This is a genomic window from Nonomuraea sp. NPDC048882, assembly GCF_040649755.1.
Taxonomy (GTDB): Bacteria; Actinomycetota; Actinomycetes; order Streptosporangiales; family Streptosporangiaceae; genus Nonomuraea; species Nonomuraea maheshkhaliensis.
Map to the genome: position 1 here is coordinate 58,772 of NZ_JBEZGB010000014.1, position 23,064 is coordinate 81,835.

Annotated in this window: 21 protein-coding genes and 2 pseudogenes; 10 read left to right on the plus strand and 13 right to left on the minus strand. The window is 72.1% G+C overall.

From position 1 onward, the window contains the following. Positions 1-71: 71 nt before the first annotated feature. Positions 72-1,523: a GNAT family N-acetyltransferase gene (locus AB0C27_RS39930; RefSeq protein WP_357855690.1), complete on the plus strand. Its 1,452-nt coding sequence runs from the start codon at positions 72-74 to the stop codon at positions 1,521-1,523. Between the two features lie 266 nt (positions 1,524-1,789). After that, positions 1,790-2,131 (plus strand): Lsr2 family protein, encoded by a 342-nt coding sequence (locus AB0C27_RS39935; RefSeq protein WP_357855693.1) that lies wholly within the window; start codon positions 1,790-1,792, stop codon positions 2,129-2,131. A 323-nt stretch (positions 2,132-2,454) separates the two neighbouring features. Here AB0C27_RS39935 and AB0C27_RS39940 read toward each other — a convergent pair whose 3' ends face one another. The 5 genes from AB0C27_RS39940 to AB0C27_RS39960 are packed head-to-tail and all read right to left on the minus strand — an operon-like array spanning position 2,455 to position 9,038. Then, the gene (locus AB0C27_RS39940; RefSeq protein ID WP_357855696.1) at positions 2,455-4,854 is read right to left on the minus strand and encodes a penicillin acylase family protein; all 2,400 of its coding nucleotides are present in this window, start codon (positions 4,852-4,854) and stop codon (positions 2,455-2,457) included. A 10-nt stretch (positions 4,855-4,864) separates the two neighbouring features. Further along, the gene (locus AB0C27_RS39945; RefSeq protein WP_357855699.1) at positions 4,865-7,138 is read right to left on the minus strand and encodes an FtsX-like permease family protein; all 2,274 of its coding nucleotides are present in this window, start codon (positions 7,136-7,138) and stop codon (positions 4,865-4,867) included. Then, a complete protein-coding gene (locus AB0C27_RS39950; RefSeq protein WP_357855702.1) occupies positions 7,135-7,815 on the minus strand; it encodes an ABC transporter ATP-binding protein in 681 nt (226 codons plus the stop codon). The genes AB0C27_RS39945 and AB0C27_RS39950 overlap by 4 nt, the downstream gene beginning before the upstream one ends. Further along, positions 7,812-8,339, minus strand: coding sequence for a PadR family transcriptional regulator (locus AB0C27_RS39955; RefSeq protein WP_346105821.1), 528 nt, complete (start codon positions 8,337-8,339; stop codon positions 7,812-7,814). Before AB0C27_RS39955 ends, AB0C27_RS39950 begins: the two co-directional genes overlap by 4 nt. A gap of 57 nt (positions 8,340-8,396) precedes the next feature. Next, positions 8,397-9,038 carry a GNAT family N-acetyltransferase gene (locus AB0C27_RS39960; RefSeq protein ID WP_357855705.1) on the minus strand — a complete coding sequence of 214 codons (642 nt, stop codon included), beginning with the start codon at positions 9,036-9,038 and terminating at the stop codon, positions 8,397-8,399. A 104-nt stretch (positions 9,039-9,142) separates the two neighbouring features. Here AB0C27_RS39960 and AB0C27_RS39965 point away from each other — a divergent pair, with 104 nt between their 5' ends. After that, positions 9,143-9,604 carry a MarR family transcriptional regulator gene (locus tag AB0C27_RS39965; RefSeq protein ID WP_357855709.1) on the plus strand — a complete coding sequence of 154 codons (462 nt, stop codon included), beginning with the start codon at positions 9,143-9,145 and terminating at the stop codon, positions 9,602-9,604. Positions 9,605-9,622: 18 nt separating this feature from the next. Here AB0C27_RS39965 and AB0C27_RS39970 read toward each other — a convergent pair whose 3' ends face one another. Beyond that, on the minus strand, positions 9,623-10,078 hold the full coding sequence (locus tag AB0C27_RS39970; RefSeq protein WP_357855712.1) for a MarR family transcriptional regulator: 456 nt from the start codon (positions 10,076-10,078) through the stop codon (positions 9,623-9,625). Positions 10,079-10,188: 110 nt separating this feature from the next. Between AB0C27_RS39970 and AB0C27_RS39975 the strand changes: the two genes are divergently transcribed. Further along, positions 10,189-12,177, plus strand: a complete 1,989-nt coding sequence (locus AB0C27_RS39975) for an MFS transporter (RefSeq protein ID WP_357855715.1) — start codon at positions 10,189-10,191, stop codon at positions 12,175-12,177. Positions 12,178-12,249: 72 nt separating this feature from the next. Here AB0C27_RS39975 and AB0C27_RS39980 read toward each other — a convergent pair whose 3' ends face one another. From AB0C27_RS39980 to AB0C27_RS39990, 3 genes are all read right to left on the minus strand, one after another. After that, a complete protein-coding gene (locus AB0C27_RS39980; RefSeq protein ID WP_357855718.1) occupies positions 12,250-12,915 on the minus strand; it encodes a TetR family transcriptional regulator in 666 nt (221 codons plus the stop codon). 290 nt (positions 12,916-13,205) lie between these two features. Beyond that, positions 13,206-13,643, minus strand: coding sequence for a nuclear transport factor 2 family protein (locus tag AB0C27_RS39985; protein ID WP_357855721.1), 438 nt, complete (start codon positions 13,641-13,643; stop codon positions 13,206-13,208). A gap of 58 nt (positions 13,644-13,701) precedes the next feature. Then, positions 13,702-14,397 carry a helix-turn-helix domain-containing protein gene (locus AB0C27_RS39990; protein WP_357855723.1) on the minus strand — a complete coding sequence of 232 codons (696 nt, stop codon included), beginning with the start codon at positions 14,395-14,397 and terminating at the stop codon, positions 13,702-13,704. A gap of 119 nt (positions 14,398-14,516) precedes the next feature. Here AB0C27_RS39990 and AB0C27_RS39995 point away from each other — a divergent pair, with 119 nt between their 5' ends. The 4 genes from AB0C27_RS39995 (at position 14,517) to AB0C27_RS40010 (ending at position 16,745) form a co-directional block, all read left to right on the plus strand. Then, complete coding sequence (locus AB0C27_RS39995; RefSeq protein ID WP_357855725.1) at positions 14,517-15,026, plus strand: DUF2231 domain-containing protein; 510 nt, start codon at positions 14,517-14,519, stop codon at positions 15,024-15,026. 83 nt (positions 15,027-15,109) lie between these two features. After that, positions 15,110-15,571: a hypothetical protein gene (locus tag AB0C27_RS40000; RefSeq protein ID WP_357855728.1), complete on the plus strand. Its 462-nt coding sequence runs from the start codon at positions 15,110-15,112 to the stop codon at positions 15,569-15,571. A 23-nt stretch (positions 15,572-15,594) separates the two neighbouring features. Then, positions 15,595-15,960: an arsenate reductase family protein gene (locus AB0C27_RS40005; RefSeq protein ID WP_357855731.1), complete on the plus strand. Its 366-nt coding sequence runs from the start codon at positions 15,595-15,597 to the stop codon at positions 15,958-15,960. A gap of 191 nt (positions 15,961-16,151) precedes the next feature. After that, a complete protein-coding gene (locus AB0C27_RS40010) occupies positions 16,152-16,745 on the plus strand; it encodes a hypothetical protein (RefSeq protein WP_357855734.1) in 594 nt (197 codons plus the stop codon). 117 nt (positions 16,746-16,862) lie between these two features. Here AB0C27_RS40010 and tnpA read toward each other — a convergent pair. Then, a pseudogene (tnpA, locus tag AB0C27_RS40015) lies at positions 16,863-17,293 on the minus strand (IS200/IS605 family transposase). A gap of 22 nt (positions 17,294-17,315) precedes the next feature. Here tnpA and AB0C27_RS40020 point away from each other — a divergent pair. Further along, positions 17,316-18,515 (plus strand): transposase, encoded by a 1,200-nt coding sequence (locus AB0C27_RS40020; protein WP_357855737.1) that lies wholly within the window; start codon positions 17,316-17,318, stop codon positions 18,513-18,515. Positions 18,516-18,850: 335 nt separating this feature from the next. On the opposite strand, the pseudogene AB0C27_RS40025 reads toward AB0C27_RS40020, so the two are convergent. After that, positions 18,851-19,132 (minus strand): annotated as a pseudogene (locus AB0C27_RS40025) (winged helix-turn-helix domain-containing protein); the annotation flags it as partial. Between the two features lie 49 nt (positions 19,133-19,181). Here AB0C27_RS40025 and AB0C27_RS40030 point away from each other — a divergent pair. Next, on the plus strand, positions 19,182-20,675 hold the full coding sequence (locus AB0C27_RS40030; protein ID WP_357855740.1) for a serine/threonine-protein kinase: 1,494 nt from the start codon (positions 19,182-19,184) through the stop codon (positions 20,673-20,675). Between the two features lie 9 nt (positions 20,676-20,684). Here the strand turns inward: AB0C27_RS40030 and AB0C27_RS40035 are convergent, their stop codons facing one another. Together AB0C27_RS40035 and AB0C27_RS40040 are read right to left on the minus strand one after the other, a co-directional pair. Next, complete coding sequence (locus AB0C27_RS40035) at positions 20,685-22,199, minus strand: ABC transporter substrate-binding protein (RefSeq protein WP_357855743.1); 1,515 nt, start codon at positions 22,197-22,199, stop codon at positions 20,685-20,687. A gap of 91 nt (positions 22,200-22,290) precedes the next feature. Beyond that, positions 22,291-23,022, minus strand: a complete 732-nt coding sequence (locus AB0C27_RS40040; RefSeq protein ID WP_357855747.1) for an SDR family oxidoreductase — start codon at positions 23,020-23,022, stop codon at positions 22,291-22,293. Positions 23,023-23,064 lie beyond the last annotated feature (42 nt).

The following is a 23,064-nucleotide window of genomic DNA, read 5'->3' on the forward strand; positions in this document are numbered from 1 at the left end:
CGAGACTGTCGCCGCACCACCCGAAATCAGCACCGGGATCACCACCGGAGATCGAGGCGAGGAGAACCGTGATGCGAACTGTCGTCGAGGTGCCCCAGTGGCAGGGCTCGCTCTCGCCCACGGCGCCGAGGCTGGTCGAAGGCGCCGCCCGGCTGGCGGCGATGGTCCCGGCCGACGCGCACGTCCGGGTGGAGACGGGCGCCACCCTGGCCGAGACCGCCGCGAGGGTCCGGCGCGCGCTGCCCGCCGACGGCTTCACCATCACGGTCGGCGGCGACTGCGGCGTCGAGCTGGAGCCGGTCGCCGCCGCGCTGCGCCGGTACGGCGACCGGCTGCACGTCGTGTGGTTCGACGCCCACGGCGACCTGAACTCGCCGGAGTCCTCCCCGTCGGGGGCCTTCCACGGCATGATCGTCCGTACGCTGCTGGGGGAGGGCCCGCCGGACCTGGTTCCCTCGCCCGCGCTGCGCCCCGATCAGCTCGCCCTCGTCGGAACGCGGGTGCTGGACCCGGCCGAGGCCGACTACATCCGGCTGGCCGACATCGGCGGCCTGGCCGATGTCGCCGACGACGCTCTCGTCTACGTCCACGTCGATCTCGACGTCCTCGACGGCTTCGCCTCCGTCGGCTATCCCGAACCCGACGGCCTGAGCCCCGAGGCCCTGATCGCGGCCGTCGCCGACCTGGCCGCCCGGCACGAGATCGTCGGGCTCGGCATCACCGAGTACGCCCCCTCGGACCCCGCCGACGAGGACCTGCTCAAGTGGATGGTGCCCGAGCTGGCCCGGCTGTGCGCGGGCTCGCGGGCCCGGCAGATCGAGCGGCGCGCCGTCGCGGCCTGGCCCGCCGGGCACGCGGAGGAACGTGACGGCTGGCTCCTGCGCCACACGCCCGGCGTCCACCGCAAGCGCTCCAACTCGGCGCTCCCGCTCGTGAACGCGTCCCCGTCCCTCGCCGCGGTGGAGACCTTCTACGCCGACCGCTGCCTGCCCGCGATCGTCCAGGTCAGCCCGGCCGAGCAGCACACGGAGCTGGACGCGGGCCTGGCCGCCCGCGGATACGCCAAGACCGGCGAGACACTCGTCATGACCGCGGACGCGGAGACCGTCCTCACCGCCGCCACGAAGAACGGGGACAGCGGGGTCGAGCGGGTCTTCGATCGGGATCGCTGGGCCGCGTTGTTCGAGGCCGTGACCGGTGACGCCGGCAGCATGCCGGTCATCGGGCGGATCGAACCCGAGACGGTGCTGCTGGTCGCCGGCAACGGGGCCGGTCTGGGGCTGGCGGTCATGGACGACGGCTGGACGGGCGTGTTCTGCATGGCCACCCATCCAGGCCGCCGGCGCGAGGGCGTGGCCAGGGCCGTTATGGCGGAGCTGGCCCGGTGGTCGCAGGAGCGGGGCGCGCCCTGCCTCTATCTTCAGGTCGAGGAGGACAACCACCCGGCCCGCGCGCTCTACGAAGGGCTCGGCTTCACGACGTCGCACCGCTACCATTACCGCCGCGAGCACCCTCGCGAGTAGAGCCGCGACTACGGGCGCGACTTCTGGCACGAGTACGGGCGCGGGGCTGACGGAGACGGCGGCCGGAACGGTCTTTGAATTGCCCTTCAACACGGTGATGCCATGCCGGACCCGTACAGACGCGGACGCCTTTGGGCAAGTGCCTTTCATGCCCGAACGCCGCGGCGCACTCGTGCCTTTTTACCGCGAAGGCACCCCCGAGAGGTGCATGATCTGCTGAAGGTGGCTACAGTACGTGCAACCGTGACGTAAATTGGAGCACCCTTATGGCGAAGCGTATTGTTGAGTCCTTTCTCGATGACATCGACGGCAGTGATGCCGAAGGGACCACGAGGTTCTCTCTCGACGGCACCAACTACGAGATCGACCTGTCCGGATCCAACCGGGAGAAGCTGGAGCGGGCCCTGGCCCCCTTCATCACCAAGGCGCGTGCCGTCCGCGCCGACAGGGGCACGCGCGGCCGTCGTGCGGGCGCCGTCTCCTCCAGGGCCGTCAGCAGGGAGAAGTCGACCGAGATCAGGCGGTGGGCCAAGGCGCAGGGGCTGCCGGTGAGCGAGCGCGGCCGGATCGCCTCCACCGTCGTGGAGCAGTACGAGGCGGCCCACTGAACGAGCGTCCGGGGTCCCGCCCCGCACGCCGCGTTCAACCGGCCGCCCCGATTCGGCCGCGTTGACGCGGCCGGGACCCCGCCCGCGAGTCACGAGTTTCGGCTGACTTCCTTTCTTCGCCATTAGCCGCGGGCCTCGGCGACACCTTGCCGGGAGCCCCTAACGCCATTCGGCGTCCCCTTAACTACGCGGTTAATCGCGAATTGGCGGATGGCCGGCGTTCATCCGGGAGATCGCGGGCCGAACCATCGGGAGATCGAGCGGAACCACCGGGAGATCGCCGGCGGAAGCGTCCGATAGATCGCGACCTGAACGCCGTGCCTTCACCCGCCGCCGGCCCCGCCGGGCGCTTCTCTCACCCCCCGCACGGTGGTGACGCGCAGCCGCGGATCCGCCTTGATCTCGGCTTCGGTGAAACGTTCCGTCACCCACCCGCCGCGCGCGAACAGGGCCGTCTGGTCGGCGTGGTACGGCGAGGACGGGTTCGCGGACAGCGAGTAGGTGAGGATCGTGCGCGTCCTCGGACCGTCGGGGGTGAGCTCGACGGCCATCATGAAGCTGGAGCCGGTGTCCACGTCCGGATAGCGCCCGCCGGTGAGCCTGCCGCGCATGCGTACCCGGTCGAAGCAGCCCTCGGCTTCGGTGCAGCCGGGGATCGGGTTCGCGCCGTAACGCTGGGCCTGGCGCGGGGTGAGGGTGAGCGGCATGCCGCCGTCCTCGAACGCCTTGACCGCCTCGGCCAGGGCCTGCCGCACCTCGGGGGCGTCCCGCTTGAGCCCGCGCGGCGTGGTGAGCGGATGATCGGGATCGAACGGCACCCGCCACCAGCGCCAGCTGGGTTCACCCGGCTTCGTCGGGCGCTCCATCCCGGTGTAGAACTCGCGCCACAGGATTGCCCCTTCGCCGTCCAGGGTGGCGCGCCCGTCCCAGGCCGTCAGCGTCCGGCAGGCCGCGCGCACGTCGACCCGCTCGCCGGCGGCCGTGCTCATCACGGGATGGGCCCGGCACAGCGCCACCAGGTCCTGACGCAGCAGCTCGAACGTGTAGTTGCGCTTCGAGCGGACGGTGGCGCTCAGGGTGTCCAGGGTGAAGCCGCGCGGGCCGAGCCCGTCGGAGCCCGACAGCCGCCGGGCGATCATGTCGAGGCTCACCCGGGGCCGCGGCTCGACGTCGGTGCGGACCTTGCCCCACACCTCGTCGTAACCGGTCAGCGGCGCCTCCGGGTTCGTCATCCACGGGGTGTTGTTGCTGTTGGCGACGTAGTCGGCCCTGGTCAGCCGGGGCTGGCTGCCCGGCCCGAAGATGCCGGGCACGACGGCGTCGCCGTCCTTGCCCCACAGGCACGCCGACCTGGAACCGTCCAGCACGTACGCCTCCAGCGACGGGTCGGGCGACGGCACGGTGCAGCGGCGCGCCATGGCGTCGGTGACGTGGGGGACGACCGAGGCGTCGGCGAACGTGGTCGTGCCGGCGGCGTCGGTGGCCAGCGTGTAGACGAACGGCAGCCCCTGGTAGGTGTCCTGGGCGGCACGCAGTTCCTTGAGGTCGCGCGCCTTGGCCATCGCCAGCCACGTGTCCGCCGAGCGCAGGTTGGCGGCGTTGACGTCGGCCAGCGCGTAGGCGTACTCGTCGCTCTGCCCGGCGGCCAGCACGGGGCCGTAACGGGAGGTGGGGAGGGTACGGGTGACGATGCCGCCGTCGTTCAGCCGCACCTCGACCTCCTGACGCCCCATCGGCTCGGTCTTTCCGTCCACCAGGTAGCCGCCGCGCCCGCCGGCCAGCTTCAGCCGGTAGACGCTGAAGCGGTGGGCGTGGGAGACGGTGTGCGCCCAGGCGATGTTCGCGTTGTGGCCGATCTGGACGACCGGGGTGCCGTACAGGCTGGCGCCCGCTACGTCGAGCACGCCGGGGATGGTGAGCTGCACCTGGTAGAAGCGGCGGATGCCGTTCCATGGGAAGTGCGGGTCGGCCAGCAGCATGCCGTGCCCGTCCCTGGTGGCCTGGCGGCCGAGCGCCCAGGCGTTGCTGCCGGGGGCCGGGCCGTCCCGCTCGGCCTCGCCGTCTCCGGCGACGGCCTCCTTGAGGCCGGAGCCGCCCGCCAGGCGGTTGAGGTCGAGGAGGTTGTACCAGACGTCGGTGGCGGTGACGGGACGCACCCACGCCTGGCCCCGGCAGGTGGGGTCGGGCAGGTTCGCCAGGCCGGTGTCTTGCAGGTACTTGTTGTAGCCGGCGGCGTAACCGGCCACGAGCCGGCGCATCTCGTCGGTGGGGCCGACCGGCGCGGGCCTGGCCAGCAGCCTCGGTACGACGCCCGAGTCGGCGACGCTCTTGAAGTAGATGTCGCTGGTGAGGTTCGCGACCGGGCGGACCGGGTCGTCCGACTCCGCCTCGGGGCCGAAGAACTGCGAGCGTTCGCCGCGCAGCGTCGTCACCCACGAGGCCAGGACACACAGGTTGTCCTGGGCGAACGCGTAGCCGTAGCCGAAGCCGAGCCCGCCGTGGTCCTTGGCGGAGATGTGCGGGATGCCGTACTCGGTGCGCCGGATCTCGGCCGCGTAGCTCCCGTCGGCCGGCCGGTCCTGCTCCGCCGAGGCGGGCCGGCCCTGGTCCGCGGTTGCGGGCCCGTCCGGGGCCGCGGCGGCCGCCGTGCCCGGCACCGTCACCGTGACAGTCGTGATTAAGGCCAGGGCCGCCACCGCGGCCGGCCAGGGTCTGAGCTTCATGGGGGTTCTCCTATTCGAAACGCGCGTTGTCGGGCGCGGTCATGTGCCGCAGCAACGGCAGCGCCATGAGGATGACCAGCAACGACGCGGCCAGTCCCGCGCCGGCGGTGGCGAAGTAGACGGGGCCGGGCAGCGCCGGCGAGGCGCTCTTCATCGCGAGCCCGTCGATCAGCGGGCCCGCCACGCCGAAACCGGCCGCAGCGGCCACGGCGGCGGCCAGGACCAGCGGCAGCGCCGACTCCAGCAGCACCACCGAGGCCAGGGTGCGGGCAGGCGTGCCCGCCAGCCGCAGCAGGGTGAACGGCTGCCTGCGCTCCATCAGCCCGCCGCCCACCGCCACGACGAGACTGCACCCGCCGGTCAGCAGGGTCAGCGCGACCATGCCCAGCGCGATGTTCTCGACCTGGGTGAACAGGGTCGCCCTGGTCTGGGCGACCTCGGCGAAGGTCATCGGCGCGTCGGCGCCGTACCGCGCCAGCAACGTCCGCACCCGCTCCAAGGTCGCCGCCCCGTCCGCCTCGGTACGCCCCGCGCCCGCTCCTGCGCTGCTCTCGTCGGCGCTGTTCGTGGCGTCGAGGCGGACCAGGACCGCCGCGAGGCTGAGGCCGGTGGTGGTGGAGACGGGCCGGCTGGAGGGGCCGGAGAGGGGCAGGATCCGGTCGACGGTGAGGGGATTGTCCAGCCCCATCACCCGCTCGAAGTTGCCCATGACGGCCCGCGCGCCCGCCGGGCACGTCCCGAGCACGGGAAAGCGGGCCAGCTCCGCGCACTCGACGGCCGTCGTCGGCGGCGGCCCATCAGGGCTGATCACGTGGTTCTCGGCCGGCTCCGCCAGCGCGTAGACGGGCAGCACGCCGACCCCCGGGTACGAACGCAGGCGGTCGAGCAGCTCGGCCCCCTCGCGCGGCGGCAGCCCGCCGAGGCCCAGCGGAGCGCGCAGCACGCCGGTCAGCGCGCCGCCGGCCACGGCCTGCTGCCCGGAGACGACGGCCGGGACGATGCCCGAGATCGCCGTGCCCAGGAACACCGCCAGCACGAGCCCGCTCACCGAGCGGAAGGCGCCCCGGGGATCGGCCGCCAGCCGCTGTGAGGCGAGCAGCGTGGCCGCGCCCCCGGTCACGCGGGCCGCGAGCCGCGCGGCCAGCATCGTCAGCCACGGCCCGGCCAGCACCAGCCCGACCATGACCAGGGCGAGCGCCGCCCCGGCCACCCCTTCATCGAGCTTGTGGCCCTCGCTACGGAACACCGGCCCGGCGAACAGCCCGAGCCCGGCCAGCAGCGGGATCACCCGCCAGACCCGAGGCGGCCGGGGCGCGGCCTTCTTGACGGTGCCGAGCGGCGAGACCCGTACCCGGCGCAGCGACCACAGGGCGCTGCACCCGGCCAGGAGGGGCACACAGACGAGCACGGCCGCGTACTGCCAGGGCGCGGGGGCCACCAGGTCGAGGAAGAAGCGGGCGCCGGTGATGCGTACGTCCGCCACGGCCGGGCGTACCAGCGGGAACAGCGCGACGCCGAGCAGCGCGCCCAGGAACGCGCCGATCGCCGCGTCCACCGCGGCGATCACGCTGATCTGGCGGGACGTGGCGCCGACGAGCCGGATCGCGGCGAAGCGCGCCTCGCGGCGGGCGGCGGACAGCCGGGTGGCGGCGCCGACGAGCACGAGCAGCGGCACGAACAACCCGATGGCCGCGACGGCGAACCCGAACCGGTAGATGTCGCCGAAATCGTCGTAGCCGGTGCCGGTCTCCACCGTGTCCACCTGCCGTGTCCCTGCGAGGGCGGCGACCTCCAGCGGCTTGCGTCCCACCACGACGGTCAGCTCGTCGGGGCCGGACAGGGCGGCCCGGCCGACGGTGCCCGCGAGCGTGCCGGGGAAGCGGTCGCCCAACTGCTCGGGCGGCACCGAGGCCAGCAGCCTGGCCAGGGCGGGGGACGCGTAGTACTGGCCGGGGGCGGGCATGCGCGCCAGGCCGGGCACGACCGGCGCGCGCGGGCCGAGCGCGGCGGCGTCCAGGCGCTTGATGCTCTGACCGGCGTAGTAGTCCTCGCGGTAATTCCACAGCGCGCCGTCGGCGGTGGCGTCGAGGGCCCAGCCGCTGGGCGCGGTGCCGGTGGTGCACTCCCAGCAGGGGCGGGCGGAGGTGGCTTGGAAGGCGTTGAAGAGCGAGAGCGTGACCAGCAGCACGGTGACGCCGGCCGCCACCCCCGTCACGATCAGCGCGAGTCTGGCCACCGCCTCCCCGCCGCCGCGCAGCGACAGGCGCAGGCCCAGATCGATCATCGTACGGCCTGGTCGGCGAAGGGGTTGGTGACCCGCCCGTCGCGGACGATGACCTCGCGGTCGGCGAAGGCGGCCACGCGGGCGTCGTGGGTCACCACGATCACCGTCGTGCCCTCCTCGCGGGCCAGGCCGACCAGCAGCTCCATGACGTGCTCGCCGGTGAGCGAGTCGAGCGCGCCGGTCGGCTCGTCGGCGAACAGCACCCGGGGCCCGAGCACCAGCGCGCGGGCGATGGCCACCCGCTGCGCCTGGCCGCCGGACAACTGCCCGGTACGCCGGCCGCCCAGCTCCGCCAGCCCCAGCCGCTCCAGCCAGCCGGCCGCCCGCGCGTAGGCCTCCTTGCGCCTGACCCGGCCGAGCAGCAGCGGCAGGGCGACGTTGTCGGCCACGCTCAGCTCCGGCACCAGCTGCCCGAACTGGAAGACGAACCCGAACGCGGTGCGCCGCAGCTTGGTGCGCCCGGCGTCGCTCATCGTGTCCAGGCGCCTCTCGCCGAACCACACCTCGCCGCTGTCGGGGGTGAAGATCCCGGCCAGGCAGTGCAGCAGCGTCGACTTGCCCGAGCCGCTCGGCCCCATGACGGCCAGGATCTCCCCGGCCTCCACGGCCAGGTCGGCCTCGCGCAGCGCCGGGGTGTTCCCGTACGAGCGGCTGAGCTTGCGCGCTTCGATGATCATGACTCGCGCACCATGGCGGCCAGCGCCCCGAGCCGCGCCTGGGTGACGTCGATCCAGCGCAGGTCGGCCTCCAGGTGGAACATGCCGTGGTCGGCGAGCAGCGCGTCGGTCAGCGAGCCGGTGCGCTTGATCTGGGTGAACTCCCGCATGCGCCGCAGGTGCGTGGCCCGCTGCAGGTCGAGGTAGGCCGCCGCGTCGCGCCCGAGCATGAGCGCCAGCACGACCTTCGTGAACAGCACCGTCTGCAGGTAGGGCTCGGCCGCGACCGGCTCCGACAGCCACTCCTCGACCTCCCGCCGGCCGACGGGGGTGATCGCGTAGCGCTTGCGGTCGGGCCCGTCGCCCGGCTCGCTCAGGCCCGCCGTGACCTTGCCGTCCCTGGCCAGCCGGCCGAGCGTGGAGTACACCTGCCCGAACGGCAGCGCCTTGCCCTGGCCGAAGTAGGTGTCGTAGTCGCGCTTGAGGTCGTAACCGTGGCTGGGCTCCCGCTCCAGCAGGCCGAGCAGCGCAAGGGGAACGCTCATGGGCCGGGACTATACACCAGGGTTATACACCCCGTGTATACATACGATCAGGAGCGGTCAGGAGGCGAAGTCGATCCGCATGACCACCCGCCGCGCCGTCGGATGAGTGATCTCCGCGAACCCGGCCTCCTCGAACACCTGCCGCGCCCCCACGTGCAGCTCGCCCCAGGTGATCTCCTTGCCGGCCCGGGTGATCATCGGGTATGCCTCCAGCGCCCGCGCGCCGCGTTCGCGGGCGAAGCCGACCGTGGCCCGCGCGAGGAGATAGGTGAGCCCGCGCCCCCGGTAGGCCCTGCGGACCACGAGGCAGGTCACCGCCCACACGCCGTCGTCGTCGCGGTCCTCGCTCCGGCCGGCCCACGGGATGCGGGAGTTGCGCAGCTTCACGTACGCCGTGCGCGGCTCGACCGCCACCCAGCCCGCGGGCTCCCCGTCCACGTAGGCCACCAGGCCGCTGGTCACCGGCGCGTCCGGGTCGTCGCAGGCGGTCTGGGCGCGCGACATCGCGACCCGCTCCTCCAGCGTGGTGTCCCGCCAGAACCAGCCGGCCACCTTGAACCGCTGGCAGCGGCAGCGGCGGGCGTCGTTGGCGTCGAAGATCGCGTCCAGGTCCTCCCAGGACGCCTCGTTCGCGGGGACGACGGTGAGCCGCCCGGCCTCGATCGGACCCCGGTCGCGTGTCATGAGGTGCTCGGTCATCCCCGCATGTTAGGAGCCGTTCCGGACGTTCTGCGTCCGGTATGCCGGCCTCGGGCGGGGGCGTCCCTGTGTAGGCTGGCGGCGAGGAGGGATCAAGACCGGCCATGGACGAGTCCACCCACCGCATCGAGTACGAGACCATGCTGCTCGGGCGGCATCGCTACCTGTCCGCGCCACGTCTTCACCCCGACGGCGGACATCTCGACCGCAGCGCGTACATCGTGCTCAGCCGCCTGGAGCTCGACGGCCCGATGTCGATCGGCCAGCTCAGCGAGGCGTTCCGGCTCGACCCCTCGACGCTCAACCGGCAGACCTCCGCGATGATGCGGGCCGGGCTGGTCGAGCGCATCCCCGACCCGGAGGGCGGCATCGCGCGCAAGTTCCGCGTCACCGAGGAGGGCGAGCACCGCCTCAGGGCCGAGCGCCTGCAGAACATCCAGGGGCTGGAGAAGGTGCTGGAGGGCTGGAGCGAGGAGGACGCCGCGGCCTTCGCGGGCTATCTGCGCCGCTTCAACTCCGACATCGAACGGCTCGAAGGCCGCACCTGGCCCCGTCCCGCTCGCTGATCATTCATGGGGAGTAGATCAGGCGGGTGGCGGGCCCTGGGCTGAAAGGCGCTCCATCCCGGCGTTGAACCGCCGGAGATAGGCGGCGAAGGCGGCCGTGTCCTCCTCGCTCCAGCCCGCGAGGACGCGTTCCAGCCCACGCACGTTCCGGCCCCGCTCCTCGTCCAGGCGGCGCCGCCCCTCCTCGGTGAGGCGGAACTTGCGCGCGATGCCGCCCTCGGGGTCGGGGATGCGTTCCACCAGCCCGGCACAGAGCATGGCCGCGCTCTGCCGGTGGACGGTCGACGAGGCCACCCCGAACGCCTCGCTGAGCTGCCCGATCGACATCGGGCCCGCGAGTTCGAGGCGGCTGAGCAGGATGTACGCGCTGCGGTCCAGGTGCCGGTCGTCGCTGCGGGCGCTGGGCTGCCTCATGTCGCGGTGCCGCCACAGCAGCATGGCCTCGTACTCGAGCGCGCGCACGGACTGGTTCACGAGCTGTCTCTTTCGTCTTCCCCGAGATGTGATGTGCATCATGCACAAGTTGTGCATTGAGCATAGCGTGTGTATGGTGCATTCGGCATAAACAGGTAAGAGGGGGATGAATGGTGCACTCTGCGCCTGCCGTGCACTCCGGCGGCGGGATCGTCAGCGTGCTCGCGGTGGCCGGCATCGTGGGGGCGCTCATGCAGACCCTGGTAGTGCCCCTCGTCGGCGAGTTGCCCCGGCTGCTGAACGCCAGCGCCGCCGACACCTCCTGGGTGCTCACCGCGACGCTGCTGGTGGGCGCGGTCGCCACCCCCGTCGTCGGCAAACTCGGCGACCTGTACGGCAAGCGCCGCATGATGCTCGTCTGCTCGATCCCCCTCATGGCCGGCTCCGCCGTGTGCGCGCTGTCCGCCTCCCTGATCCCGATGATCGCCGGCCGTGGCATGCAGGGTCTGGGTGTGGGCATGATCCCGCTCGGGGTGAGCGCGCTGCGCGACCTGCTGCCGCCCCAGCGGATCGGCCCCGCCATCGCGCTGATGAGCTCCTCGATGGGCATCGGCGGCGCGCTCGGCCTGCCCATCTCCGCCGCCGTCGCCGAGTACGCCGACTGGCGGATGCTGTTCTGGGGCTCGGCCGCCCTCAGCGTGCTGGTCGCCGTACTGATCTGGACACTCGTGCCGGTCACGCCCGCCACCGCCAGGGGCCGCCTCGACGTCGCCGGCGCCATCGGGCTCGGCGCGGCGCTCGTCTGCCTGCTGCTCGGCGTGTCCAAGGGCGCCGACTGGGGCTGGACCAGCGGCACCACGCTCGGCCTGCTCGGCGCCGCCGTGGTCGTCCTGCTGCTGTGGGGGCTGTTCGAGCTGCGCGTCCGTGACCCGCTGGTGGACCTGCGGGTGACCGCCCGGCCTCAGGTGCTCTTCACCAACCTGGCCTCCGTCCTCATCGGTTTCTCCATGTACGCGCAGTCGCTGGTCGTCATGCAGATCCTGCAACTGCCCGTGGCCACCGCGTACGGACTCGGCCAGTCGATGCTGGCCGCCGGGCTGTGGCTGGCTCCCGCCGGGCTGATGATGATGGCCGTCTCCTCGCTCGGCGCCCGCCTGTCGGCCGCCCGCGGGCCCAGGACCAGCCTGTTCGCCGGGGCGCTGGTCATCGCGGCCGGGTACGGGGCCTCGCTGGGGCTGATGGACTGGGCCTGGGGGCTGATGATCGCCAGCTGCGTGGCCAACATCGGGGTCGGGCTCGCGTACGGTGCCATGCCGGCGCTGATCATGGGGGCCGTGCCCCAGACCGAGACAGCCTCGGCCAACAGCTTCAACACGCTCATGCGCTCCATCGGCACCTCGGTCTCCGCCGCCGTGGTGGGGGTCGTGCTGGCTCAGATGACGACGACGCTGGGCGGGCACGACCTGCCGTCGGAGGCGGGGTTCCGTACGGCGCTGCTGATCGGCTGCGGCGTCGCCGTGGCGGCGGCCTTGGTCACCCTGACCCTCCCCAAGGCTCGCACCACCGCCGCCCCCGCCCCCGCCTCCGCCACCCCGCAACCTCCCGCCGCGGGGTCGGTCCCAGAGCCGATCACTGGGCCTTTCGCCGGTGCCGGCGCTGGTGCGAATGCCGATGCGATTGCCGATGCCGGTGCAGGTTCCGATGCCGATGCGGGTGCGGACGCCGGTGTCAGGACCTCGCATCCCGCCCCTGCCGCCGACCTGCACGGGGAGCCGGTGCGACGCTCGTCCGCCGAGGTGACCCAGCCGTTCGCCCGGGTGTCTCGGCCCATGTCGATCGTGCACGAGGAGCTGGGGCCTTGGGGGGACGCGTTCCGGTCGCGGGAGGAGCGGGCCGTCCCGGAGGAGGCCGGCCGGCCGGGTCCGTCGCCCGCGTACCAGCCGCAGGATCGGGCGACGGCGGACGAGCTGGCCGAACTGCGCTGGCTGCGCAGGGAGAACGCCGAGCTGCGCCGGGTGAACCTGGAGCTGCGCGGCGACTGCGCGGCCGTACGGGACGAGAACGCCGAGATCCGCGCGGAGAACACGCAGTTGCGCCGGGAGCTGGACGTGCTCATGGAGAGCGTGTCCGCCTGGGTGAAGAACCTGGCCGACCGCTGATGAAGCGGCCGGGCCGATAGCTCAGGGGTCTCGGTCCTGCCCGGAGGAGGGCGGCCGGGCTCAGGCCGTGGGTCAGCGGTGCCGGTCGAGGCCGGTGGCGAGTTCGGCGATGGCCTCGTCGATCTGCCGGCCCAGCACGGCCATCGACGGCGTCAGCTCAGGGCCGGGCCCCGGCAGCAGCCACTGATCTAGGACGACCCGGAGCGCCGACAGCACCGCCGCCGCGCACACCGCCGGATAGACGGGGCCGTCCCCGGGGCCCTGGCCTTGAGGGAGGCCGAGGCGGTCGGCTATCGCGGTGGCGAGAGCCTGTTCCTGGGTGGCGAGCACGGCCAGTTTCTGCGGCACCAGCGACGGCGCCTTCCTGATCAGCCGCATCGCCTCGATGTAGTCGCGGCCGGCCGCGTCGCTGCGGTTCATGACGGTGAGCACCGCCTCGCGGAACGCCTGGAGCACCGACTCGGTGAGCGGCCGGGCCCGGAACTCGGCGATGAGCGCCTCCGCCCCGGACGACAGCGAGGCCACCACCGCCTCCTCCTTGCTGGAGAAGTAGTTGAAGAAGGTGCGCAGCGCGATGTCGGCCTCGTAGGCGATCTGCTCGACCGTGACGTTCTCGACGCCGTGCCGCAACGACAGGCGGAGCGCGGCTTCGCGCAACGCGGCCCGCGTGGCCTGTTTTTTACGCTCACGGCGCCCGACGACCGGCTCAGCGGTCGCGGTCGGCGCAGGATGGCTCACCCGTTCTCCTCTCCCGTCGCGGTCGGCCGGTTCCTCATTATGGGGCTTCGGCCGACCACGCCAGGACGGCTCCGGGTGACCGCTACGGGTGGGCCCGCCTCGGTGGGGTGATCAGGCGATGAGCCCGTACTCGATGGCCGTGGCGGCGGTGGCCGCGACCTGGGTGATCACCAGGGCGACCAGTGCGACGGCGAGCAGGATGACGAACCTGACGGCAGCGCGCATGGGAGCTCCCCCTTCTGATGGGTTCGCCCCCGATGATGCGATCCCGGCCCGCCCCCGTCCAGACCTCACGCCTTGATCGTGGTGCCCTGCGCGGAGACGAGGTGCCAGAGGCCGGGGGAGGAGGCGGCGTACACATGGGTGTACCGGCTCGCGGCGCTGAACGGGGTGCCGTCGGGGTTGGTGAAGTTCATCCCGGTACGCCCGACGACGATCCCCACGTCCCCGACCACCCGCACGATCGCCTCACCGGGGAACGACTCGATCCTCGGGAACTCCAGAGCCCCGGACGCGAGCAGGCCGATGACCGTCTCCTTGTCGGCGACGGCGCCGTCCTCGACACTCACGAGGAGGAAGTCGTCCGACAGCAGCTCCTTCAGCCGGCCGGCGTCACCGCTCGTCAGAGCGTTGAAGAAGCTCTGGTCGTGGTCGAGGAGGATGTCGCGGAGAGTGTTGTGCGGCGTGCCCTCGGAAGTGCCGCCGGAAGTGTCGTGGTCGGGGGTCATGGGCGTCCGTTCGTCGAGGCCGGGAGACCGAGGGTAGACGTTGACGCCGGTGTCAAGGTCAAGCGGGTGGTGTCCTGGGGGCGAGTGCGACGCAGCAGCCGTCGGGTCTGGGCGCGAGGGTGGTGTCGAGCGTGGTGGCGCCGAGACCGTCGAGGAGGCCGGAGACGAAGGCGTGGTTGATGGCGCAGACGAGGTCGGGGTCGTCGGCCGCCATCGGGTGGAACGGGCAGTTGCGCAGGGTCATCCGGGTGGGGGCGTCGCGGGACGGTTCGAAGCCGTGGCGTTCGAGCAGGTCGGCGACGTAGGTGAGGGCCCGTTCCGGGCCGAGCCGCCCTGGCCTGAGCCGGTCGCGGTCGGCCGCGCCCAGTGACCGCCCGTGGGAGGCGGCCGAGCGCAGCGCAGCGTCGGTGCCGCTCTCGCCGGGGGCTTGGTGACGTACGGCCCGCAGCAGGATGCCGGCCAGCAGGCCGTGCTCGCGCGGCGGGATGCTGATCTGCAGGCTCGTCTCGGCCGGTGCGTACACCTTGGGCGTACGGCCCGCACGGCGCAGGCCGGCCGGGCGGGCGTAGGAGACGGAGAGCAGGCCGACGGCGACGAGCTTGTCGAGGTGGAAGGCGGCGAGCTTGCGCGAGATGCCCGCGTCGCGCGCCGCCTCGTCGCGGGTCACGGGGGCAGGCGAGCGGCGGACGTGGTCGTAGAGGCGGCGTCGCAGGTCGTCGCCGAGCACCGCGACGGCTTCGAGCGCTGAGCTCATGCGGTGAGAGTAACACCCAGGACAGTGGGTCAAATGGTGAGGACAGCCTCATCTAGCTGCGTGGCCATAGACCGCAGGCCGAATAAAGCCAAAACTTATTGGCAAATAGGAGGTGGGCCGTGACGAGTCCACTGCATCGCGCCAAGCGCCCGGCGACCGCTCTCGCCGGCCCGTACGGGCACCCGTTCCATCCGATCCTGGTCACCGTGCCCATCGGCGCCTGGGTGACGAGCCTGGTCTTCGACCTCGCCTCGTACGTCGTGCCCGACCCTGCCTTCCTGGTCAGGGGCTCGCTCTGGCTGATCGCGACCGGTGTGCTCGGGGCGCTGGGGGCGGCCCTGCTCGGGTTCCTCGACTTCCTCGGCATCGAACGGGGGACCGCCGCGTACCGCACGGGGATCGTGCACATGTGCCTCAACCTGACGGTCACCGCCGCATACGGCCTGGCCTGGGCCTGGCGCGCCGCCGGCGGCGCCACGGCCGAGCCGGTCGCCGCCGGGCAGGTGGTCCTGTCGGCCGTCAGCCTGGCCGCACTGACGGTTTCGGGCTACCTGGGAGGCAAGCTCGCCTACCGCTACGGCGTCCGCGTCGCCGACGAGAAGACGCAGGCCGAGGGTTTCCACACCTGATCCGTGCCTGGTCCGGACTCGATCCGCACCTGGCCTGCACCCCCATCCGCACCCGATCCGTACCTGATCCGAGAAGGAGGATCATGGACATCGCCGCACTCATCACCTGGATCGTCACCGCGCTCGGCGGCTTCGCCTTGCTGGGCATCTGGATCTCCCGGGGCGGCCTGCGCCGCGAGGAGGGCGCCGGCACCCGGCTGCCCACCCCGGTGGTCTTCGGGCATCTGCTGCTCGCCGCCGCCGGGCTGGTCGCCTGGATCCTCTACCTGGCGACCCGCTCGACCGGCCTCGCCTGGACGGCACTGATCATCCTGGTGCCGGTGGCCCTGCTCGGCTTCGTCATGCTGGCCCGCTGGATCCCGATCTACCGCGCCCCCGCCCCGGAGACCGCGGCCCCCACGACCGCCGCCTCCGAGATCACCGTCCCCGGTGCCTCCGGAGCCGTCGCGCCGGCCGAGCGGCACTTCCCCGTCGCGGTCGTCGTCGGGCACGGGCTGCTGGCCGTCATCACGCTCGTGCTCGTCCTGCTCACCGTCCTCGCTTGAGGCCGCCGGTACGGTCGTGGGTCATGGAGATCTGGATCAACCCCGCCTGTTCGAAGTGCCGCTCCGCCCTGTCCGTCCTGGACGCCGAGGCTGCCGACTACACCGTGCGGCACTACCTGGAGGACCCGCCGGACGAGGCGGAGCTGCGCGAGGTCCTGGCCCGGCTCGGCCTCGAACCGTGGGACATCACCAGGACCGGTGAGGCACGGGCGGCCGAGCTGGGTCTGGACGCCTGGCCGCGCGACGCCGCCCACCGCGAGCGGTGGATCGAGGCGCTGGCGAAGGATCCGATCCTGATCCAGCGCCCGATCATCACCGCCGACGACGGATCGGCGGTGGTCGCCCGCTCCGAGGAGGCGGTACGCCGTGCGCTCGGAACCGATGGCTGACGTGGGGTGACGGCGGTCGACAGGACCGGCGACGGCCAGTGACGGCCAGTGACGGCCAGTGACAGCCAGTGACGGGCGGCGACGGGCGGCGACGGGCGGCGACGAGACGGCGTTCGGCGTGGCACCGGCCAGGGCGGGAGCGCGTTCGTCACAATGGGGAGCACTGCGATCACGGTGTGCGAGGAGGGCGGATGCGGTCCATCACGAGCGTGGCGGCGGCGCTCGCCCTCGCCGCCTCGCCGGCCGCCGTCCCCCTGAGCGCCCCACCGGCCGCCGCCACCGCCGCCACTCCCACCGCCACTGCCGCCGCCACTCCCACCGCCACTGCCGCCGCCACTCCCACCGCCACTGCCGCCGCCACTCCCACCGCCACTGCCGCCGCCACTGCCGCCGCCACCGACGACAACGACAACGACGACGAGCCGAAGTGGCGCAAGCTCACGTCCTTCCGCATCTCACCCGAGGCACCGCACCAGAACGACGTCCTCAGGGTCCTCCTGCACTGCCCCGTCGAGGCGAACCACGCGATCCTCGGCTCCACCGCGTTCATGCTGAAAGGCTCATGGCGCCGCTACCGCGAGGTGGGCGTGGGCCTGACGAGCCGGGGCTTCGGCCGGCGGGCCGTGATCATCTCCCGCTACGCGCCCCCGGGCGACCATGTGGTGCGGATGAAGTGCGTCAAGGTGACCATCCACAAGCCGAGCGGCCTGCGGAAGGTCAAGGTGCTCAGCCGGGACGCGCTGCCGCTCACGGTGCGCCATTTCCACATCGGGCAGTACTTCTGACCGGCTACCAGAATTGTCGGCAGTGCTCCGGGCTTCAGCCCGGGGGTGAAGCCGACCGTCCCGCGTAGCAGGGTAAGAGCGGCCGATTCGCCACCGGGCGGACCGGCGTCCACCCGCTCAGACGGGTCGGTTCTGCTGTTCGATGTACTGGCGCAGGGCACTGGTCGGCGCGCCTCCCACCGAGCCGGCGAAGGAGGATCTGGGCCACAGCTTGTTCGCCCGGTAGTAGTGGGCGGCCAGTTCGGGGAATTCCTGTCGCATCGGCCGCGAGGAGACACCTTTGTGGCTGTTGACCAGCTTTCGACAGAGCGATCTTGGGGGGAAGTCGATCAGCGGGTGGACGTGGTTGTTCTCGCCGTTGAACTCGGCCAGGCCGGTTTCCCAGGCCGGTTTCGAAGTCGGCGCAGACGGCCCGCATGATCTCTTCCAGGCGGGTCAGGTGCGCGTCGGTGAACACCTGATGCCGGAAATTTGGTCACGAAAACCAAATGAGCGTGGAGCAGGAAAACGCAGTGTCTGCCGGTTCTGATATCGCTGTCCCCGGCCATAGCCCAACTGTATGGTGATCGGGTGCAGTTGCGGTACGCCTACCGGATCGACCCGACCCCCGCCCAGCGGATCGCGCTGGGCCGGGCGTTCGGGTGCGCCCGGACGGTGTTCAACGACGCACTGCGCATGCGCAACGACGCCCATGAGAACGGGTTCCCGTTCGTGAGTGACGCCGAGCTGTCGCGCCAGGTCATCACCGAGGCGAAGAAACGCCCCGATCGGGCGTGGCTGGGCGAGGTGTCAGCCGTGGTGTTGCAGCAGGCGCTCGCCGACTGCACGACGGCGTTCCGGAACTTCTTCGCATCGGTGTCGGGCAGGCGCAGGGGCCCGAAGCTCGCCCCGCCCCGGTTCCGGTCCCGCAAGGACAACCGGCAGGCGATCCGGTTCACCAAGAATGCCCGGTTCAAGGTGAGCCAGAACGGGAAACTCGTCCTGCCGAAGATCGGCGAGGTCGCGGTGCGCTGGTCACGGGACCTGCCTGCCGACCCGTCCTCGGTCACGGTCATCAAGGACGCGGCGGGCCGGTATTTCGCCAGCTTCGTGGTCGAGGTCACCGCGCAACGGCTGCCCGGCATCGAAGCCGAGACCGGGATCGACCTCGGGCTCGGGCACTTCGCCGTCCTGCCGGACGGAACGAAGATCGACTCTCCGCGTTTCCTGCGCCGGGCGGAGAAACGGCTGAAGAAAGCTCAACGTGTCCTGTCCCGGAAAGAGAAGGGCAGCAAGAACCGCGACAAGGCCCGGCACAAGGTCGCCCGCGCGCACGCACGGGTCGCCGACGCCCGCCGCGAATTCCACCACCAGCTCTCGACGCAGATCATCCGCGAGAACCAAGCGGTGTTCGTGGAGGACCTGGCGGTGGGCGGACTGGCGCGCACGAGGCTGGCCAAGAGTGTGCACGATGCCGGCTGGTCGGCGTTCGTGAACATGCTGGAGTACAAAGCGAAACTGTACGGCAGGACATTCGCCAAGGTCAGCCGATGGTTTCCTTCCTCCAAGCTGTGTTCAGCGTGTGGAAACGTAACCGAGGCGATGCCTCTGCAAGTCCGGGAATGGACCTGCGCGTGTGGCGCGGTTCACGACCGCGACATCAACGCTGCGATCAATATCCTGGCCGCCGGACGGGCGGACAGGCTCAACGCCTGTGGAGGGCCGGTCAGACCATCCTTCGGGATGGCACAGCCCCGCGAAGCAGGAAGCCACGGCAGTGCCGCCGCGTGAACGGGGCGGCACGGGCCAGAATCTTCGGGTTTCAGCCCGGAGAGCTCGTCAACAGTCGTGCACCGTGCCGGGCAGGCAGATACGCCTGCCCGTATGGATGCTGTGCCGTCGGCCGCTCATCGCGCTTCACTCCGAGCCCCGGCTCCTCGCCAGGATGCAGGTGGCCGTCGGTAGCCTTGACGTCCTTCAACGCGGTGTCCACCGCCGCGATGGCGGCCATGGTCACAGGGCCGCGCCGCCAGTTCGTGCCCCAGTAGCGGAACTCGGCCAGCGGCAGCGTGGAGGGCGTCGTAGCTGCGGGCCTGGACGGACGACTGCTCCCTGACGAACGACCCCCTGCCGGGGGCCACCTCGATCAGGTGCTGGGCCTCCAGCCGCCGCAGCACCTCGCGCACCACGTTGCGGCTGGCGCCGAACTGCACGGCGAGCTCGCGCTCCGACGGGAGCTTGGCGCCCGGCGCGATGTCGCCCGAGCGGATGTCGTGCTCCAGCTGGCGCGCGATGCGCTCGGTCAGCAGGCCCCGGTAGGACGGTGACTGCTCGTGGCCCATCGGCGCTGGCGGGTCGGTGGGCATGCGAAGAGAATACAGCAGCGCCAAGAGGGCCAATTCGGGCATTGATCAGTAAGATCACCCTGTTTCGATGATCCGGCGATCGGGAGCCCCGATGAGCGACTCCGGCGGCTTCGGCCCCCTCACGGCGGACGAGCGCGAGGTCATCGGCCCCTATCGGATCGCGGGCCGGATGGGCGCCGGCGGCATGGGCGTGGTCTACGCGGGCATCGCGCCCGACGGCGCCAGGGTCGCGGTCAAGGTGATCCATCCCGGGCTGGCCGCCGACCCCGACTTCCACGCCCGCTTCGTGCGCGAGGTCGACATGCTGTCCCGCGTACGGGGCCGGTGCACGGTCTCGGTGCTCGCCGCCGACACCGCCGCGATGCCGCCGTGGCTGGCCACCGAGTACGTCCCAGGCCCGACCCTGAACGCTTTCGTCCGTGGTGACGGGCCGCTGGCGTACGAGCGGCTGACCGACTTAGGCGTGGACATCGCCGAGGCGCTGACCGACATCCACCGGGCCGGCGTCGTGCACCGCGACCTGAAGCCCGGCAACGTGATCCTGTCCGCGTCCGGCGCGAAGGTGCTCGACTTCGGCATCGCGCGGGCCCTCGACGAGAGCGGGCTCACCGGCACCGGCGGCCTGATCGGCACGCCGGGGTGGATCAGCCCCGAGCAGTACCGGGGCGAGCAGGCCGACGCCGCCGCCGACGTCTTCGCGTGGGGCGCGCTGATGACGTACGCGGCGACGGGACAGCCGCCGTTCGGCACTGGACCGCCCGAGGTGCTGGCCTACCGCGTCATGAGCGCCGACCCCGACGTGTCCGGGGTGCCCGCTCCCCTGCGCGCCCTGGTGCGCGCCGCCCTGGCCAAGGACCGCGCGGCCCGGCCCGCCGCGCACGAGGTTCTCGCCAGGATGGCCGCGATCAGGGCGGGCGCGGCCGACCCGGCCGGGGGCGGGAAACGGGTGACGGTGCCGCTGTGGCCGGTGGCGGCGGCCGCCACCGCGGTCGTGGTGGCGGGCGTGGTGATCGCGGTGAGCTCGTCCGGGGTGCTGGGCGCGCTCGTGTCGCCGGGCAGGTCCTCTGGCAGCGCCGACGCCGCCGAGCAGACCTCCGAGAGCTCCGGCGAGGCGCCGTCCGACACGCCGTCCGACACGCCGTCCGACACGCTGTCCGACACCCCGGAACGGACGCCCGACGACACCCCCGAGCCGACCCCCGAGCCAACCCCGGAGAAGAGCCAGAAAAAGCGCGCCGCGAAGACTCCCGAGGAGAGCGAGACCCCGAGCCCGAGCCGAGCCCGCCGGCCCTCCATCCCGTGCGCGACCTCGTCCGCCGTGCTGAGCTACCTGAAGCGGCTGAACCAGGGCAGCCTGCCCGACGACGCCCGCGTCACCGGCAAGAGTTGCTCGGGCCGGTGGGTGGCCGCCCGGATCGACTCGCCGAGCGTCGGCGGCGTGAAACTGATCGCGACCCAGGACGCCGGCGGCTTCACCGGCGGCGAGTACGGCAGCAACGTCTGCTCGGTGACCGACCAGCCGTCCCTGCTCAGGAGCGCGCCCGCGACCATCCGCGACTGGTTGTGCCCCAACGGCTTCAGCTGACCGCGCCCCTCACCGGGCGGGCGCGTAACCGTAGAGGGACGGCGCCGCCATGCCGTCCTGCGGGCTGATCGTCACCGTGCCGTCGGACACGTGCAGGTACGTCATCCGGAAGAAGGGCACGAACCAGCCGTCCTCGACCAGATGCCGGTTGAGCGCTTCGAGGTCGGCCTCAGCCGGCTTGTCCCTGAGCTTCGGCAGCAGCCGCCGCACCGTGGCGTCGGTGTAGCCGGCCGGGTTGAGCCGCCCCGGCAGCACCAGGTCGCGCAGCACGGCCCAGTCGTCGGACGACTGGCGCAGCGTCATGACCAGCCCCGGGTACGCCTGCTCCAGCAGGATCCGCCGCAGGGCCGAGCCGTGGTCGAGCGGCTCCCACACCACCTCCACGCCGACCGCGCCCAGGTCGTTCCTGAGCAAGGAGGCCAGCGCGGGGCTCACCACGGCCGGGTCGCGCGGCAGCCGGAGCGTGAACCCGTTCGCCAGCCCGGCCTCGGCCAGCAGCTCGCGCGCCCTGGCTCGGTTGAGCGCGTAGTAGGTGTCGAGCTCGGGCCGGTATCCGGCCGTGCCGGGCCCGAAGACCTGGCCGGTGACCTGGCCGCGGCCCTGCCGGAGCTTGCTCAGCAGGGTCGGGCGGTCCACGGCGTAGTTGAGCGCTCTGCGCACCCGTGGGTCCTTCAGCTCGGGCGCCACCGCGCCCGCGCGGTCGAACAGCAGCAGGCCCTGAAGGTCGGCGACCTGCTCGACGGTGCTGAACCTGGGGTCGTTCCTGACGGCGAGCTGCTGGGCCGGGTCGCGGAGCAGGGCGGCGTCGAACCGGCCGGCCGTCAGGCCGGTGACGATCGCGCTCTCGTCGGGGAGATAGCTGAACGTGATCGTGTCGTAGGGGAGCCGCGCGCCCCGGTAGCCGGCCGCCCTGGTGAACACCCACGTGTAGCCGGCCACCGTCCTGGCCTGGTCCAGCTCGTACGGGCCGGTGCCGCTCGGCTCGATCCGCAGCCCCTCACCGGGCAGCCCCGACGGGGCGGCCACGAGGCCGGCCGGGCCGCTGAGCGAGTCGAGCAGCCCGGGGTCGGGCTCCGGCAGGACCAGCCGCACTCGCGTGGCGTCCACCACCTCGACCGCCTCGACCCCGGCCAGCGCGCCGGCCGCGACGCCGTCACCCTGCCGGAGGTGATCCAGGTTCGCCTTGGCCGCGCTCGCGTCGAAGGGGGTGCCGTCGTCGAACCGCACGCCGGTGCGCAGGGTGAGCGTCAGCGTGGTCCTGGCGGCGTCGTAGGCCCATCCGGTGGCGAGCATGGGGCTGAGCGTGCCGTCCGGCTCGCGTTTGACCAGGGTGTCGTAGACCGCCTGGAAGTACGGCAGGGTGCCGGCGGTCGCGTCTTCTGTGTCGAAGCTCGTGAGCAGGGTCGTGGTGGCGAGGTCGAGAGATGTGTCGGCCGGCGCCGGCGCCGCGCCGCCGTGGGGCGCGCACCCCGCCAGCACCGTCACCGCGGCCAGCAAGGCGAGCAACCGCGCGGGTGCGGGCATGACACTCACTCCGTCTCACGAGAGCAGGCTCGGCGGAAGGCGATCTTCCGGGTCAGCCCCATTGTCCCGCCGGCCGGGAGCACCTGTGCCGTTACCAGGGGACGGTGGTCCCGTCCCAGGAGACGTACGCGCCGGTGGGGCCGTCGTCGGGAAGCAGGGCCAGCCGCACGGCCGCCTCCGCCGCCTCGGCCGGGTCGCCGCCCGAGGCGGCGCGCTCGGTGAGATCGGTCTTGCGCAGCCCGGGAGCCAGGGCGTTCACCTTGAACCCCGCCTCGTCCAGCGCCTGCGCGTAGTAGATCGTCAGGGCGTTCAGCGCCGCCTTGGACGAGCGGTAGGCGGCGGCCGAGCCGGCCGCGACCGCGAACCCGTGCGACGGGTCCGCGCTCCAGGTCAGCGAGCCGGTGCCGCTGGAGACGTTCACGATCCTGGGCCTGGGGGAGCGGCGCAGCGCGGGCAGGAAGGCGTTGGTGACCGCGAGGACGCCGAAGACATTCGTCTCGTACGTACGCCGGAAGGAGTCGAGTCCCGCGTCGGGCGCCTTCGCGTCGTCGGTCATGATCCCGGCGTTGTTGACCAGGATGTCCAGCCGGCCCACCTCCCGTGCCGCGGCCGCGATGCTCCCTTCGTCGGTGACGTCGAGGACCAGCGGCCGGGTGTCGCCGCCGATCTCCTTGACCGCCTGCTCGCCCCGGCCGAGGTCGCGCGAGCCGACGTAGACGGTGCAGCCCGCGTCCGCGAGCTGCCGGGCTATCTCCTTGCCGATCCCCTTGTTGGCGCCGGTGACCAGCGCGACGGAATCCCGTGGTGCCGTGATGTCGTTCATGCCTTCGACGATGCCCCCGGCGACAGGGGTTCAGCCAGGGAC